The sequence below is a fragment of the Aquirufa novilacunae genome (assembly GCF_045310505.1).
GTDB lineage: Bacteria > Bacteroidota > Bacteroidia > Cytophagales > Spirosomataceae > Aquirufa > Aquirufa novilacunae.
Genome location: NZ_JBEWZG010000002.1, coordinates 409,712 through 427,647 on the forward strand (window position 1 = coordinate 409,712; position 17,936 = coordinate 427,647).

Below are 17,936 nucleotides of genomic sequence, written 5' to 3' on the forward strand. Positions count from 1 at the left end.
GATGCGTTTTCTCTTATTTGCTGCGGCACTCTTGTTTCAATTCTCGGTTTCTGCCGCTCCTGGCAGACGTTTGGAATTATTATTCTTAGGCGATAAAGGCCATCATAAGCCATTCGACCGCTATCCTGCGCTTCAATCTGCGGTGGGAATAAAAGGGATGAACATCACCTACACAGAATCCTTGAAGGATTTGAATGAAGCGTATTTGAACAAATTCGACGCCTTGGTGATCTATGCAAACCACGATTCGATCGCGGCGCCACAGGAAAAAGCTTTGTTAAACTATGTGGCTTCGGGTCACGGGTTGGTGGCGATTCACTGTGCCTCGTTCAACTTTCGCAATTCGAAAGAATTTGTGAAGATGGTGGGCGGGCAGTTTTGGCGTCATGGGATGGATTCGATCCGCGTGAAAAACGAGGCGAACACCTATGTAAAAATTAAGACGGTAGACGAGACCTATTTGCACAGCCAATTACAGCCGGATAACCAGATTTGGCAATCTAGAATCCTAGGACCTGAACAAGCGAAAGACAAACCGGGTGCGACGACTGAACCCTACACCTGGACAAGAACCTACGGAAAAGGAAACGTATTCTATACGGCTTATGGCCATGACGAGCGCACGTGGGAAACGGAAGGCTTCCAAGATTTAGTCACGCAAGGTATCCTACACGCGGTAGGGGCAGAAAAGAGAGCATTATTAACCGCATTAAATCTTCCGGTGTTGAAATACCGCGAGGCGAAATTGCCTAACTACGAGAAACGTGAGGGCGCTCAATTGCAGCAATTACCTTTAAGTCCTGAGGAATCAGTGAAGTTTATTCAAGTGCCTGTGGACTTCAATTTGCAGGTTTTTGCATCAGAACCGAACGTGATGCACCCCATCGCAATGGCGTGGGATGAGCGCGGACGTTTGTATGTGTTGATCACGAAAGACTATCCAAACGAGCGTAAAGAAACCGGTGGTAGCGATTACATCTTATTGTGTGAAGACACGAATAACGATGGCAAAGCGGATAAGTTCACGAAATGGGCGGATGGCTTGAGCATTCCTACGGGTATGGTTTTTGCGAACGGCGGTTTAATCATCTCGCAGGCGCCGCACATGATCTTGTTAAAAGACACGAATGGTGACGATAAGGCGGATGAGAAAAAGATTTTGTTCACCGGTTTTGGGACAGGTGATACACACGCAGGACCTTCGAACTTACATTATGGATTCGATAATTGGATTTGGGGTTGCGTAGGTTATTCAGGTTATAAGGGCAAAGTGGGAGCGGATTCGCTTCAATTTGCACAAGCTTTCTTCCGCTTTAAGCCTGATGGTTCGAAGATGGAGCACATGACGACGACTTCGAATAATACCTGGGGTTTTGACTTCAACGAGGCGGGCGATGTGTTCGGTTCAACTGCGAATAACGCGCACGGCTGGTATATGGCCATTCCGCATCGCAATATTTGGCATGCACCTATGACCTTGAATGGGTCTAAAAATACAGATACGCACAAGGACATGCGGACGATCACGAAGAAAGTGCGTCAGGTGGATGTTTTTGGCGGATTTACTGCGGCGGCGGGACATAATTTCTATTCTGCCCGTTTATTCCCGAAAGAATATTGGAACCAAATTGCTTTCGTTTCGGAGCCAACGGGTCACGTGATTCACCAAAATCGCCAAGTTCCGACAGGTTCAGATTTCAATGACAAGGAGGCCTTCAACTTCCTGGCTGGAGCTGACGAATGGGTTTCGCCTGTGTTCGCGCAGGTGGGTCCGGATGGAGCTGTTTGGGTAGCGGACTGGTATTCCTACATCATCCAGCACAACCCAGTGCCACAAGGATTTAAGAATGGTGGCGGTAATGCCTATGACACGGATTTACGTGATTTTACCCACGGTCGTATTTACCGCGTGGGTTATAACAAAGCGCCAGCCTATACTCCGGTTTCATTGAAGACGCCGGCGGAATGTATCGCAGCTTTAAGCAATTCGAACTTGTTCTGGCGTTTAAACGCGCAACGTTTGTTAGTGGAACGCGGAAATAAGGATGTCGTTCCGGCATTAGTAGCCTTAATAGGTTCTGCCAAAACCGATGAAATCGGTCTCGCTCCCGGTGCCATTCACGCGCTACGTACCTTAGAAGGTTTAGGCGTGTTGCCAATGGACGTTCTAGCACGTGCGATGAAGCATACATCTGCGGCAGTGCGTAAGCAAGCGGTGCAAGTTTTGCCTCGCACGGCGGCTTCTGCGAAATTGATTTTGGACCAAAAAATGCTCAACGACAAAGATTCCCTAGTCGTTTTACATTCCATCTTAGCCTTAATCGAAAGCCCAACATCGCCAGCTGTAGAAGCGGCGATGGCGCGTAAAATCGCAGTTTCGGCGAAAACCACAGACCGCTGGATCCCAGATGCTTTAGCAGCTTACGTAATGGCCGGTGGCCCTGCACGTCGTGCCGCTTTCATCGCAAAACAAGGTGCACAATCAGGCGCGGTAGTTGCGGAGAAATTAGCGAAAGAGGCAAAAAATCCATCGACAGCTGGCACTGAATCAGGCCTAGACTTAGTCGTGGAAGAAGTTCAAATCAAAGGCGGCAACTTCCGTTTACGTGAAGGTGCTAGTTTCGTAATCCGCGTGAAAAACAGAGGAGATAAAGCTTTACCAAAAGGCACACCACTTCCTTTAACTGTCAAAATCGAAGGTATGGGTCGTCGTACCGATTTGGAATCCTATACCTTCACCGATGGTGTCGCTCCGGGCGAAACCGTTTCAGTGGTGAAAAACAACAACGGTCCTTGGACTGGAAACCTAGGTTGGACAGCTGACGAAGCGGGTAATTATGTGATGGAGATCAACCTAGACACCAAAGCAGTTTTAGGCGAATCAAATCGCAATAACAATTCCTTCAGACAACCGATCGTTGTTTCATTGCCAGCTGATTTAGGTTCGTATATCGTGGAGAAATCGTTCCGTGGCATGACCTCAGATGACTCCGCTAACGACATCGTTGCTTTATTGCGCTCGATCAAACAAGTGGCTAGTCCTACGATGGGCGCTGCCTTGAAAGGGGCCTCTGCAACTTGGAATGCGAAACGTGCAGCTGATTTATCAGCTGACAATGTGGACTTCTTGAAAGGCTTAGGCAAGCAATTACGTCCGCAAGATGTGGAGGCATATGAGCGCTTGGCGGGACTTTGGAAAGTAGAAATACCTTCAGCTGAAGTGAAAGGGGTAGTCGTGAAACGCACGATTATGACGATCAAAGAAGCCATGAAATACAGCCCAGCTGAATTTACAGTTCCTGCAGGTGCGACAGTCGAATTGATCTTCGAAAACGTCGATGCAATGCAACACAACTGGGTTTTAGGCGCTTTAGGCAGCCAAGAAAAAATCGGTTTAGCAGCAGATAAAATGATCACCGCAGCGGATGGCGCGGCGAAAAACTACATTCCAGCTATGCCGGAAGTGTTAGCTTATACACCACTAGTGGAATCTGATGGCCGCGTGAAAGTAGTCTTCAAAGCACCATCAGTTCCCGGTAATTATCCGTTCTTGTGTACTTTCCCGGGTCATTGGAGGATTATGAATGGCATTATGAAAGTTGAATAATGCGGAGCATTATTCAACTTTCATAATGCTCAAAGCACAAAGAACAAAGCAAAAAGAATAAAGTAGGATGTTGCTTCGCAACGATTCGTGAAATGTTTTTGACAAAGTCCGGACGACGACGAAATTCAATCATTATCTATTCTTTGTGCTTTATTCTTTGTGCTTTATATTTAGCTTTGCGCTATGAAATTCTCAATTAGCCACACGGATCCTAGCTCGAAAGCGCGCGCAGGGGAAATTACGACAGATCACGGGACGATTCAAACGCCCATTTTTATGCCGGTAGGTACTGCGGGAACCGTGAAAGGAGTGCATATTTCAGAATTAACAGATTCGATTAAAGCCCAAATTATCCTAGGAAACACCTACCACTTGTACCTTCGTCCAGGTCTAGAGGTGATTGAAAAGGCGGGTGGATTACACAAATTCAATGGCTGGCAAGGACCTATTTTAACTGATTCGGGAGGGTACCAAGTGTATTCTTTGGCAGGAACCGGACGAAAAATCCAAGAAGAGGGCGTCAAATTCAAATCACACGTAGACGGAAGTGTGCATTATTTCACACCGGAAGGAGTGATGGATATTCAGCGGACGATCGGGGCGGATATTATCATGGCTTTCGACGAATGTACACCGTATCCATGTACTTACGAATATGCGCGCAAATCGATGGATATGACGCACCGCTGGTTAGATCGTTGCATTAAACGTTTTGACGAAACGGATTCTAAATACGGTTATAATCAGACCTTGTTCCCTATCGTTCAAGGCAGTGTTTACTCCGATTTGCGCAAAGTATCAGCGGAATATATTGCGTCCAAAGGTGCTTTCGGTAACGCTATCGGTGGTTTGTCCGTGGGAGAGCCAGTCGAAGATATGTATGCAATGGCGGATGAGGTGACGGATATTTTGCCCAAAGACAAGCCTCGCTACCTGATGGGAGTGGGGACGCCTGCGAATATTTTGGAGGGAATAGCGCTCGGCATCGATATGTTCGATTGCGTGATGCCTACTAGAAATGCGCGTAATGGGATGATTTTTACGACGCAGGGAATTATCAATATCAAGAACAAAAAATGGGAGTCGGACTTTTCGGTCATCGATCCACATTTTGTAAATGACGTTCACGGTCAATATACTAAATCCTACCTGCGTCATCTCGTTCGTTGCGAGGAGATGCTAGGCGCGATGATCGCAAGTGTGTGTAATCTTCGCTTCTATCTGTGGATGGTAGGAGAAGCACGCAAGGAAATTCAGGCAGGTACCTTTACGGCTTGGAAGAATCGTATGATTCCACAATTCATGCATCGCCTGTAATTTTTATGTATTTCGCGCGCCGAGGAAATCGCCGCGCGAATCAGTATCAAGTAATAGGTAATACCTTACTTTCTTTGAAAGAAGACAAGATCACCATCGTCGAAGTGGCAGCCACTTCTTCGATTTCGTTAATTTTTTCGAGCATTAATTTCTGGTAAGTCGAAATATCTTTCGAAATAATTTTCAACATAAAATCGCCAGAACCTGTTACGTGATGGCATTCGATCACCTCGGGAATTTGATTGATTTGCTTCACGAAAGACTCCGTCACTTGCTTCTTGTGACCCGTTAATGTGACTGTCACAAAGGTACTCACACCAAGACCTACTTTTTCTCTATCCACCTGAGCGTGATAGCTTTGGATAATCCCTAGGGTTTCTAATTTCTTTACGCGTTCCAAAGTAGGAGCGGGAGAAAGGCCAATTTCTTTCGATAATTGGGCGTTCGTGATCTTCGCGTTTTGCTGTAGGATCTCTAGTAATTTGTGGTCGGTTTGGTCGAGTTTATTGATGCTCATATTTTTTTCGAAAGCATAAATTTAGAGAATATTTTTACTAAAATTTGATTTCGACTTGCATAATTCAATAGGAGGGCTTATTTTTGCATCCACAAAACGCGAAAGTAGCTCAGCTGGTAGAGCGCGACCTTGCCAAGGTCGAGGTCGCGGGTTCGAACCCCGTCTTTCGCTCAAAACGAAAAAGCACCATCGGTGCTTTTAGTTTTACTAGGACGCTTGGGTGGTGGAACTGGTAGACACGCGGGACTTAAAATCCCGTGAGCCGTAACGCTCGTGTGGGTTCGATTCCCATCCCAAGTACAATTCAAGCGTCTGAAAAAGCCTTCCTTTTGGAAGGCTTTTTTGTTATCCACCGGATAGCTAGTTTAGGATTTTTCGTTAACTTTCCGCTAACTAACTGTTCTAATTGTGATTCCGGCTATTTGTCTTATCGGTTTTTTAAGCTCCTTGTTGCTATTAAACTATGCAGACAAGGTGAACCCAGCAAATCGCTATCTAGCCTATCACTTTTTCTTAAATGCACTCTTTGGGATTGCCCATTGGGCCTCTGTGGTCTCTGATTCTGATACACTTAGAGCGATCTTCACGGTTCACTATTTTCCCATTTATTTATTAAATACACCGTTTTTGTATTTTTATGTGAGAGCTGTGTTGACAGATCGCATACATATTAATGGCTGGGATTACATTCACTTTTTGCCTTCCGTGCTCATCTTATTCAATATCGTTCCTTACTCCCTATTATCTTGGCCCGAAAAGTTGCAATTTGCGGTACGCTTACATTTTGATTCTGGATTGATCCACCAAGTGTATTTCCCTTTTGTTTCGTTTAATTTTTATTTTTTCTTTCGGTCTGTTCTGTCTTTGGCCTATATCATTTATGCAGCGAAAATTCTTCAAGCTGCCATTCAAAAAGGACAGCTAAAACAAGCGAAAGAATTAGAAAAGTGGTTGTGGGTTAACCTAGGATTAGGGGCATTGTTTAATCTTTCATTGATAATTTTTAGTATCCGGTCCTTCTATTTACATGATTTTTTATTGATCCTGGATGAAGAAGGCAAAGGCCGTGTTTTAGCCACAGTTATTATGGCCGCCTTAATGGTTTCAGTTTATTTTTTCCCCAAAATCTTATATGGACTTCAGTTTCAATCAGGAGGCTCTATTTCTGATGTAATTGAATTAAATGAGAAGATTTCCCAAGCCGCTAAATCGCAAGAGTTTTCTCGAGAAAGATTAAATCAAGTGGGAGATAAACTTCATCAATACTTACATAAAAAAAAGTTCTTAGTTCCCGGATTCTCCTTGTCTGATTTAGTGAAAGATTTAGAGACACCAGAACATGTTTTAACGTATTATTTTAATAATCACAAAGGGATCACATTTCTCAAATGGAAAAATCAACTCAGAATTGAGGAGGCTATCCAGCTCTTGAAGGCGGGCGAGGCGGAGACGAACACATTAGAGAGTGTAGGTAAAGCTTGTGGGTACAAGTCGCGCTCTAATTTCATTCAGGCCTTTAAAGCTCAAACAGGGGAATCGCCATCCGCCTATCTGAAAAAATTGTCATAAGCATTTTGTCTCTTTTAGGGGAATAAGAACAAGCTAGTTGTCCGATTAATTTTTTTCTGAACAACATTGCCTTAATATTGATTTCTAGATTCAAAATCCTTTCTATGAAATCAATTTTTACTCTTCTTATTGTCGTATTTTTTACGTCAACGATCAATGCTCAATCCTGGAATTTCGAAGTTGGTAATAATAGCACCCGCTATGTTTTCACTAATTCTGCAGGTAATAATCCAGATTTTTTAAAGGCAAGTTCCGGGCTTCATTTAGCGCTATCTCGGGAGAACAAATTATCAAAGGTGTTTTTCTATGACCTAGGGTTAACTTACAATCAATACAATTCTGTAGGGGATGTTCAGAATATTCCTTTTTCTTATCAGGCGGATTTTATGGGATTGACAGGAGGAATCGGGCCATCCTACACAGGTCTACATGGTTTGACTGTTTCTGCCAAAGCTTCGGCAGCGGTTCAAACTCTGATGAATGGCACTCAATTTTTGCAGAATCGTTACGTCGATTTAGCTGAGGATGATCAATTCTCAGGGTTAAAGTTGTCTGTCGGTTTTACGCTTTCTATTACGAAAAAAGTAAATGATCAAATGTCCGTTTACACAAGTTTTCAACATTTAGATACGAATACCTTCGGTACTTCCACGCTAAATTTCATTCCATCTACCTTTAGTTTTGGCCTAAAAATAGCCACTAAATAATTCCTCATTCATCTGTTCTATTCCCATGAAAAAATTATTACTCTTTGTTCTATTATTTATTTCAGTTGTAGCAAATGCCCAAAAAGGCATTTCCTACCAAGCAGTCATCTTAGATCCAGCAAAAATTGAAATCCCCGGCTCGGATATCTCAGGGCAACCTTTAGTAAATGGAAATGTGTGGGTGAAATTTGCGATCGTTTCTGGGACAACTTTGCAATTTGAGGAAATCCAACAGACGAAAACAGACGCCTATGGTTTAGTGAATTTAACCATTGGTTCCGTGGCAAGTACAGCTTTCAATGCGATCACTTGGGATGCAGTTCAAAAATCATTACAAGTATACGTGAGCTTTGATAATGGATCTTCCTACACGAAAGTGTCAGATCAGAAATTAACCTATTCGCCCTATGCTCTTTTTGCGGAGACTGCGGGTAAATTAGGAAGTACTTTAGGGATTGCGGGTGGAGGAACTGGTGCTACAACGGCGGTAGGTGCGCGGGCTAATTTAGGTTTAGGAAACGTGGATAATACAGCGGATGTTGATAAACCAATCTCAACTGCGACAAAAGCAGCATTGGATTTAAAGGCAAACATCTCAGATGTGAATTCAGCTTTAGCCCTAAAGGCGACGGTAGCTGCTTTAGAAGCACATATGGCTATCACAGCGGATACATCCATGTTAGCAACAAAGGCCGCACTAACAGATTTGAACGATTATGCCCCTATTAATTCGCCTACCTTCACGGGTACCGTTTCAGGAATCGATAAATCGATGGTGGGTTTAGGTTCTGTGGATAACACTTCGGATGTAGCAAAACCTATTTCGACAGCGACTCAGGAAGCTTTAGCTTTGAAAGCTTCAAAAACTTCCCCAGCCTTTACGGGAATTCCTACTGCTCCTACGGCTTCTCCTCGCACAAATTCAACACAAATTGCGACTACAGCCTACACGGACGCAGCCGTTTCTGCAGCATTAGCTTCCTCAGGTGTGGCGGATAATTCAATTACTTCTGTGAAAATTGTCGATGGTACAATTGCCACAGTTGATTTAGCCAACAGCTCTGTGACAGATGCGAAAATAGCAAATGTGTCAAGCTCAAAAATGACAGGTGTACTTTCATTGGCAAATGGTGGAACCGGCCAAACTTCATTAGCGAATTTCAAAGGAGAATTGGGATTAACTAGTAATAATGTAGCCATCGGTTCGCAAGCAGGAACACCTAATCAAGGTGTCAACGCGAATACTGTTGCCATAGGAGGTGGAGCAGGAAATTCCGGTCAAGGTCAAAGCGCTATCGGTATTGGTTATGTCGCAGGTTATGCGAATCAGGGAGCTAACGGAATTGCGATAGGAAGTAATACCGCTCAATCAAACCAAGCAAGTCAAGCAGTTGCTTTGGGCTATGCTGCAGGTCAGTATGGTCAAGGTCAAAATGCGGTAGCCATTGGATCATTTGCTGGCAATAATGCACAAGTAGCAAACAGTATTGCCTTAAATGCAACTGGAGCGAGTTTAAATCCGACAAACGCAGGTTTTTATGTGAATCCTGTACGTTCAACTACGGCAACCTCTAATTTATTGTATTATAATACTTCAACTAAAGAGATAACAACAGGTACAGGTAGTTTTGTCGATTTAACAACCAATCAAACGATTGCAGGGGTAAAAACATTTAGTTCTAATATCTCTGTAAATGGGGTGACTGTAGGTCGTGGTAATGGTAATAATGATGAAAGTGTGGCAATCGGACAAGGGGCAATGGGTTCATCAAATGTAAACGGAAAAAGAAATACAGCCGTTGGTGCCGGCGCAATGCGCAGTTATAATGGCACATATTGGGATAATAATACAAGTGTTGGTTATTGGAATATGCCAAGTTTAACATCTGGAAATGGGAATACATCTGTCGGAGCTGAATCAATGTTGAATTTATTGACTGGGACGCAAAACACCTCAATAGGTAATCAATCCTTAATAAACGTATTAGGAAATAATAACGTAGGAGTGGGAAAAAGAGCAGGACAAACAATCACGACAGGATCACAAAATACTATAATTGGAACAGATGCAGATGTTTCATCCGCCACATTATCGAATGCGACAGCTCTAGGTTATGGTGCAAACGTTGCGGCGAGTAATACTATTCAATTAGGTAATTCGAATGTCACCAATGTGAAGACGAGTGGAACTATAACAGCAGGTGCAGTTACTTATCCCAATGTAGACGGAACGGCAGGTCAAGTGTTAACAGCAAATGCAAATGGGGTTCCTACTTGGCAAACTATAACAACAAAAACATATGATGATTGGCCATTTATTTCAGCAGCTAATCTATATCGTTATTCTGGTTACATAATTGCTACCCAACATGGAAGTATGCCTGATTTTCCTGAAAATTTGCCTGATGGGTTTACGTTGACAATATGTAATTACAGCAATTTTACATGGACTTCTAATACTTTAACAAGTACTAAGTTTTATACAAGTTCAAGTGGAAATGGTGGTGTCACATCCTTTTCTATTGATCCTGGTGCAGCAGTTAATGTGTATGTAATTACAACTAGTGGTCAAAAAAGGTATTACATTAAATAACCTCTTCTTGATTTAATAAAAAAGCCTTCTCTAACGGGAAGGCTTTTTTTATTTTCGCCACTTTCTTTGCACTCCGCAAATTCCTACTACCTTTGTTATCAACACAATACCCTCAATTTATAATCGTATTGCTTCTTAACCACTAATAAGCAATCTGTTCTGTTTAAAGATTGCTTATGAAAAACTATTTCATACTCGCAGCCCTGCTGTGTGTTTTCCATTCTGCGCACGCGCAATCTCCCCTTAAGACGATTAATTACCAGGCCCTCATTGTGGATCCTGCGGCGATTGAATTGCCCGGAAATGCGGTGCAGGCGCAGTTGTATTTGAATAAGGAGGTGTGGGTGAAGTTTGGGATTTATGCGGGGACGACCTTGCAGTTTGAGGAAGTGCACAAGACAAAGACGGATGGCTATGGGCTGATAAATTTGGAGATCGGGGCGGGGGAGAATACTGTTGCGGCCGGGACTTTTGGGGCGATCAAATGGGGTAGTACCTTAATGAAGTTAATGACCCAGGTGAGTTTTAATCAGGGGGCCAAATACACCGAGGTCAGCAATCGTGGCCTAAATTACTTACCCTATGCGCATTTTTCGGAGGAGGCAGGGAGGCTGAGTAAAACATTATTACTTACCTCAGGGGGAACTGGGGCAACGAGTGCCCCAGCTGCGCGCGCGAATTTAGGCCTCGGAAATGTAGACAATACGGCAGATGTGGACAAGCCGGTGTCGGGCTTGGTTTTGGCAGAATTAAACAATAAAGAATCCCTTTTTAATAAATCTACTTCCATTCTTGCGGACTCCGCATCGAGCGAGAAATACCCTTCCGTAAAAGCTATTAAAGCATATGTGGACAAACGCACGGCAAATTCCGGCGTAACAAATCAAGCCAGCTCAGCAAACCTAGCAGCGAAGGCCACGACTCTAGAAACACCTCGCACCATCAATGGCGTGCCTTTTGACGGGTCATCAAATATTTCTATTCCGATTGATGCGGAGGTATTAACGGGAATTATTCCAATAACCAAAGGAGGAACGGGGGCAATCAGCGCTGTGGAGGCTCGAACAAATTTAGGGCTGAAGATTGGTATGGATGTCCAAGCGCCTTTAGTCGCGGGAGTAGATTATTCACGTCCTTTGATCGCCGGTACTGATTATCAACGCCCTTTGATTGCCGGTACCGATTACCAACGACCGTTATTGGCTGGTGTCGATTTTCAAATCCCCTTGCGGCCTGGTATTGATGTACAAGTACCTTTGGTAGCAGGAACTGACTATCAGTCACCTCTGATTGCGGGAACGGATTATCAAGTTCCCTTAGTTGCTGGTACTGATTACCAAGCTCCATTAGTAGCAGGAACGGACTATCAAGCTCCTCTAACAGCAGGATCAGGAATCATTCTCTCGGGAAATACACTAGCAGTCTCGGGATTAACAACGGCAAATTTATCTGCAACAGCGAGCATTACGAACGGACAATTAGCTAATTCTCAGTTGACATTAGGATCAACGATAGCCACTTTGGGTGGAACTTACACTAATTTAACTGGCTTTGCTTCTATCACTTCTTCGAACTTTGTGGGGGATCTAACTGGAAATGCGAGTTCGGCCACGACAGCCACTACAGCCGTGACAGCAACTACAGCCACAACCGCCCTAACCGCAAACACCGCCACCACCCTCACCACACCCCAAACGATCTTTGGCTTCCCCTTCGATGGAAGTGCCTCCATCTCTGGAATTTTATCACCGACTTACGGAGGGACCGGCGTAAACAACGGAAATAAATCGATCACCTTAGGTGGAGATTTAATCACCTCTGGCAATTATTCCACCACCATTATCACCACAGGTACTACAACAATTAGCTTGCCCACTTCCGGAACGTTAGCGACTTTAGCTGGAACCGAAACCTTGACAAATAAGACTTTTGTGAATACAAGTTTAACCGGCGCCTTAACGCTTGGTGGAACGACATTCCCATCTAGCTCGGGTGCCACGGGTCAGGTTTTGAGTTTAACTTCTTCTGGGTTGGCTAGCTGGACGAGTGTATTGAAGGATGGTTTTGACGAGACGGCTTCGAATGGTTCTGCTGGAACGATGACGGCCACCACCGCAGGCCAAACCAATTTTACCTTGACCCAAGCCCCTCATTCGACGTCTAGGCTGAAGATGTACATTAATGGGATTTTGATTAGTCAAAATGCCTATGCATACAAGACATCCAGTTCTTTTGCGTCAGATGCGACGGTGCCTACTCCTTATTTGGCCTATATCAATGCAAAAAATGGCACCTACTTAATTGCGGTAGGTGATCGAGTTCAATTCGTTTATTCGTACTAGGATGAAGAAACTACTCATCCTTTTAGCATTCATAACGCTTCAATTGAATGCCCAAAATAGCAATCTCGCCATCGTTTCAGGTGCCACGAGTGGAGGAACCTGGTCGCCTCTACTATCCTCTAACACGACTCAATCGACCTATACCTTCACCCCAAATGCAGACAATGCGACCGTCAGCAAAACGGAATTAGACGATTTATTGCGAGTAAAAAATAGCCATGTCATTATCAACACAGCCTGTGCATCCTGCACCCAAGCGGGACAAATCGACTTAAGCGTCGCATTTAGCACGTATAATCAAAATGGGCCAGCGAGTAGTCGAACGCTTACAATGAATGCGGGCTCTGATGTGAACATCGCTAATTCAATGGCTATGCGAAGTACCACATCGTCTGATACTAATTTAGGATCGTTGAAATTAGTGATTAATGCAGTGGGTAATATTAGCGTGACAGGGGCGATCAATATGAATAATCCCACGTCAGCTTACGCTTATATAAATGCTACAGAAGGAGGATCCGTCACGTTGAATTCGACGGCGGGTTCGGTCAAAGTAACTCAGCCTATTAATTGCAGTGGCACGACGAATATAACTCTAGGGACCTATTCAGGGAGTGGAGGATCCATTACGATCAAAAGTGCAAATGGCGTAAGTGTTTTAAGTACTTTAACTTCTACGGGTCGTTTATATAACGCTGGGCCTATTACAATTTTAGATGGCAATTCCACAGTGACTGTAGGGGGCGAAAATGATGGAATCACGGGACAAATAATTGGTGGAGCTTTCACTAAAAGCGGGACAGGAACGCTTTTACTTTCAGGTACGAATAATGGCGTATCCTCTTCTGAGATTATCGATGGGACTTTGCAGTTAAAGGGAGGCACTGCCTTACCAGACTATAATACGCTAACTTTCACAGGGGCGAATGCTGTGTTGGATTTGAATGGAGTATCAGAATCGATCGGTTCGATTGCGAGTATAAACGGGATTGGTAAAATTACGAGTTCAGTGGCGGGAGCGGTGACGCTAACCATAGGTTCGAGTAATTTGAACACAACGTATACGGGTTTGATAGAGGATGGGCTGGGAGTTTTGTCTTTGGCCAAATACGGAGAAACATCTTCCCTAGGCAATGCCACCCACAGCACAGCTAACACCTATACCGGGGTAACCACTATTTATGCAGGGACTTTAGCCATTTATAATGCTAGTTCCTTGGGTAGTACAAGCGCTGGAACCATCGTCAGGGGTTCAGGGAGATTAGCTTTGTACAATAATATCAACGTAGGGTCAGAGGAATTAGCCTTAAATAAAGGAACGGTTTCGCTCTCTAATGAGAGCGGAAATAATAGCTGGGGAGGCCCCATAACAATAGGCCAAACCACCACAATCAACGGCACGGCCGGAAGTCTCTATTTGAATCAATCGGTCACCGGAACAAATGTATCGTTAGCAGCGACAGGACTGGGTTCTATGACGATCAGCGGCACATTGACTTTAGGAACAGGAAATCTGACGACGAGTATGGGGGCCTTAACTTTAGCCTCCGCGAATAACTATAGTGGAACCACCACGGCAACGAATGGCATTTTGACGATTCGAAATAACACTAGTTTAGGTTCGGGTGCCGTGACTATTGGGATTAATACGAGCTTGGTATTAGATGGAGGAATTTCAGTATCTAATCCCTTAACCTTAAGCGGTACTGGGGTCGCTAATACAGGGGCTTTGCGAAGTGTAAACGGGAATAATGTGTATAATTCCGCCATTAATTTGACTACGAGTAACGTTCGAATTAACCCAGAATTAGCAAGTACGCTGACCATTAACGGAGCCTTGAATGCGAGTGCCCTAGCGCTAGTAGTCGGTGATGTAGGGGATTTGATTTTAAATGGGGGCTTGAGTGGTACGGGGAGTTTGGCCTATACGTGGGGAAATAGCCCCATTGTATTAAATGTGGCCACTAGTTTGATCAAGGATGGTTCTGGAAAGCTGACTTTGAATAGTGTTAATTCCTATTCGGGAGCCACGGTACTGAGTGCGGGGACGATTGAATTAGGGGCTTCGGACGTAATTGCCAATACGTCAAACCTCTATTTTAACGGCGGGAAGCTAAGCACGGGAGGTTTTTCTGAGACATTGGGCCCGATTTCGATTTTATCTGAAGGATCCTCCATCGAATTAGGATCAGGACCACACGCCATTCGTTTTGGGCCAAAAAACACCTGGGACTTCAGGACTTTACGCATCACGGGCTGGCAAGGAACGGCAGGCAGCAGTGGAACCGATGGCAAAATTTACGTAGAAAACAGTCTCGTTTTGGGTCTAACTGAATTAGAACAACTTCAATTCAGTGCCTCGAACGCCATTCAATTGAATACGGGCGAGCTCGTTCCTAATGCGACAGCAGTCAGTGGGTATGCAAATCTTCGTTTTACGACTGGGCCCACCATCAACGGAACGTGGTCTCCTTCGCTGATGAGTAATGCCACGAATACGACCTATGTATTTACCCCATCGGGGAATCACGCGAATATTAATGTGTCAGATTTAAACTTGATTTTAGGAACTAATTACAGTCATGCCACCATTAATACGGCTTGCGTTTCTTGTACTCAATCTGGTCTCATTAATGTAAATGCACCCATCGAAACCTGGAATTCGCACGGACCTAATTACAACAAGTTTTTAGTGATGAATGGAAATTCAGATGTGAATATTCTAGCACCTATTTCGCTTCGTTATGCAAGTGCGGGGTATGGTGATAGGGGGAATTTAACCTTGTACATAAATACGGCAGGGAATATGTATGTGAATGCGGCCATCAGTACGAACATTCCTGTTTCAACCAGTTCGACGATTCCGTTGACGGATGGGGGGAGTATAAATTTGAATTCGTCTGCAGGCTCTGTCTACGTGAATGCAGCTATTGATGCGAGTGGCGCTGTGAGTACAAATAATGCCTCGTCCTATTCTGGCAGAGGAGGTACCATTTCACTAACGGGGGGAGGTGGTATAACGGTGAATAATACCTTGACTTCTTTAGGAAGAACGGGTGGAAATCTGACATTTAGCACGGGTAATAATGTGATTACGACCGGCAATGGCGCGAATGATGGGATTAAGCAGTTAATGAAAGGAGGTAATTTTTCCAAATTAGGTACGGGCACATTACAACTAAGTGCCGCTAACCAAATAGCCGATTTGTTTTTGTATAGTGGGACCTTGCAGGCCGGGTCTGCGACGGCAATCCCGAGCTATAGTAATCTTTATTTTTCAGGTGGAAATTTCCACGATGGGGGATTAACGGCGACTTACTATTCTTTTCATATGTATGAAAATGCGACTATCACTTTAGGAAATACGGCCCATAACCTAACCTTCACTACGTATGGAGGATTTACAAATAATAAGATGTTGACCATTTCTACGAGTGAGGGTTCCTCTGTGGATGCCGCCTTGAATACTTTTGGGGCGCTCACGACAACTTCCACTTCCTTTGTTAACTTATTTGGCAAAAAGCAAAGTGTAATGGAGGGTGGAATGGGTCGTTTTGGAGCTGTTTTGAATACGAAATTAGGCTCAACGGGTGCCCCAGTTCGGTTTTTTGTAAAATACCTGCTATCCGATTCCCATAGAGCTCAAGTTCAATTCTATAACGCGAGTCAAAATAAATACTATACCGTTTCCCAACATCCGGTGGCCGTTACCAATGGGGAATTTTTGCCTTTGCGGGCGAAATAATTACTGATTCCCTAGCCTAAAATAGCGCTCATTTGTCGCCAAAAACGGCTTTTCTGCGTACACGATCGCGTCGAATAATTTGCAGTCATAACCCTCCACTTTATTCAGCACTTTCAGTTTTACGTGGTGCTTCCCAGTCGCTAATTTATACTTCCACGTAATCTCATGGCGGCGAGTAGTGAATGCCACGGGTAGTTTTACTTTCTCGAGAAGCTTTCCATTCACAAATACTTCAAGATCGTAAGTGCCTGGATCAAGTGATGCCCACTTCGCCGTTTCGCCTCGTACTACGAAGCCATTTCCTTCGAAATCGAATTCGTATTCGTCAGTTAGGTTTTTGCCGATGTTGATTTTCTCTGTCGGGAAGGAATGGTCAAAACTTTGTTCGAATGCAACGGCTTTTGGTGCGCTATAAGGAATGATCACGGCATTTTCGGAAACGGAACCGCCGTTGTTCTTAATGTTTTGTAAGGCGTGTTTGAAACCAATTTCATAGACATCGTTTAAGGATGTAGACGTGTATTTGAAGTCGATGTCTTCCGCCTCTTTCAAACCTACTTTCCAATACGCCGGTATTTTGTTGTAGCCGATCATCGCGCCTAAAATACCTGCGGCAGACGATGGATTGCAATCGGCATCTTGTCCACAGCGTGTAGAAATTTCGATTGTTTTGCCAAAATCCCCATTGCCATACAATAGCCCTATCACCACATAAGCGGAATTTACGGTCGCATCAATGTTAAACGGAGCGAAAACGCCGTCCGGGCAGCCGATGTCGTTTGCCCATTTGTTTTGAACCTCTAACCAGGTTTTTGTCCAATCGTTCGGGTATTGTTTGTGCCATTTGATGACGTCAGCGATGCATTTGTAGTATTGGCTGTTTGCTGGAATAGTCTTTAACGCTTCAGAAACCACTTTGTTAATGTCGTTATGGATAAACGCTAAGGTATAGCAAGCGCCTAAATATACTCCACCATAATAGCCATCTCCGTAGTTCATGATGTGACCAATTTTGTCAGAGATTTTAGAAGCGGCATTCGGCATTCCGGGTGACATTAAGCCGGCGAAGTCGCACTCGATTTGGTAATCAATACAATCCGCATGCGGGTTATTTTCCCAGTATCCAGACGCTGGGGGCATCATTCCGTTTAGGATATTGTAACGACCCGCCTGATTCGCATGCCAAAGCGCATAACCAGCATTCGCATACGCCTTCGCATGTGATTCGATGGGTGCATTCAATCCCTCTTTTTCAAAAACCTCCACGAAAGTCAGGTCCATGTACAAATCGTCGTACAAACCAGGATTATTAATCATCGTATTTTTTAGATAGCCATCGTACCACGGAATAGGGTGATAGGAATTAATCATCGTGCCATTATAACGGAATTCGACAGGTCCACCAAAGGTCACACCGATCGTTTGGCCAGCCCAGCCTCCCTTGATTTTGTCTTTCAAAATTGCTTTGCTCATGGAGATATTTTGAGCCTGAGTAACAAAGGCAAATAAGAGGAGGGCGACGATTTTTTTCATTGTTTA

9 protein-coding genes and 2 tRNA genes are annotated in these 17,936 nt (G+C 44.2%); 9 read left to right on the plus strand and 2 right to left on the minus strand.

Features of this window, described 5'->3' with window-relative positions:
• Position 1 precedes the first annotated feature (1 nt).
• Both V7S74_RS07095 and tgt read left to right on the plus strand, forming a co-directional pair.
• Positions 2-3,607 (plus strand): PVC-type heme-binding CxxCH protein, encoded by a 3,606-nt coding sequence (locus V7S74_RS07095; protein WP_406778081.1) that lies wholly within the window; start codon positions 2-4, stop codon positions 3,605-3,607.
• A 183-nt stretch (positions 3,608-3,790) separates the two neighbouring features.
• Entirely contained in the window at positions 3,791-4,924 is a 1,134-nt protein-coding gene (gene tgt / locus V7S74_RS07100; protein ID WP_406778082.1) for a tRNA guanosine(34) transglycosylase Tgt, read from the plus strand.
• A gap of 46 nt (positions 4,925-4,970) precedes the next feature.
• Here tgt and V7S74_RS07105 read toward each other — a convergent pair whose 3' ends face one another.
• Complete coding sequence (locus V7S74_RS07105) at positions 4,971-5,441, minus strand: Lrp/AsnC family transcriptional regulator (protein WP_406778083.1); 471 nt, start codon at positions 5,439-5,441, stop codon at positions 4,971-4,973.
• Positions 5,442-5,539: 98 nt separating this feature from the next.
• Between V7S74_RS07105 and V7S74_RS07110 the strand changes: the two genes are divergently transcribed.
• From V7S74_RS07110 to V7S74_RS07140, 7 genes are all read left to right on the plus strand, one after another.
• Positions 5,540-5,612, plus strand: a tRNA-Gly gene (locus V7S74_RS07110).
• Positions 5,613-5,655: 43 nt separating this feature from the next.
• Positions 5,656-5,741 (plus strand) — tRNA-Leu (locus tag V7S74_RS07115).
• Between the two features lie 147 nt (positions 5,742-5,888).
• Positions 5,889-7,010: a helix-turn-helix domain-containing protein gene (locus tag V7S74_RS07120; protein WP_406778084.1), complete on the plus strand. Its 1,122-nt coding sequence runs from the start codon at positions 5,889-5,891 to the stop codon at positions 7,008-7,010.
• Between the two features lie 104 nt (positions 7,011-7,114).
• Positions 7,115-7,717 (plus strand): hypothetical protein, encoded by a 603-nt coding sequence (locus tag V7S74_RS07125; protein WP_406778085.1) that lies wholly within the window; start codon positions 7,115-7,117, stop codon positions 7,715-7,717.
• Between the two features lie 25 nt (positions 7,718-7,742).
• Entirely contained in the window at positions 7,743-10,310 is a 2,568-nt protein-coding gene (locus V7S74_RS07130) for a beta strand repeat-containing protein (protein ID WP_406778086.1), read from the plus strand.
• A gap of 176 nt (positions 10,311-10,486) precedes the next feature.
• Positions 10,487-12,652: a hypothetical protein gene (locus V7S74_RS07135; protein ID WP_406778087.1), complete on the plus strand. Its 2,166-nt coding sequence runs from the start codon at positions 10,487-10,489 to the stop codon at positions 12,650-12,652.
• Between the two features lies 1 nt (position 12,653).
• A complete protein-coding gene (locus V7S74_RS07140) occupies positions 12,654-16,397 on the plus strand; it encodes a beta strand repeat-containing protein (protein WP_406778088.1) in 3,744 nt (1,247 codons plus the stop codon).
• Here V7S74_RS07140 and V7S74_RS07145 read toward each other — a convergent pair whose 3' ends face one another.
• On the minus strand, positions 16,398-17,930 hold the full coding sequence (locus V7S74_RS07145; RefSeq protein WP_406778089.1) for an ADP-ribosylglycohydrolase family protein: 1,533 nt from the start codon (positions 17,928-17,930) through the stop codon (positions 16,398-16,400).
• Between the last annotated feature and the right edge of the window lie 6 nt (positions 17,931-17,936).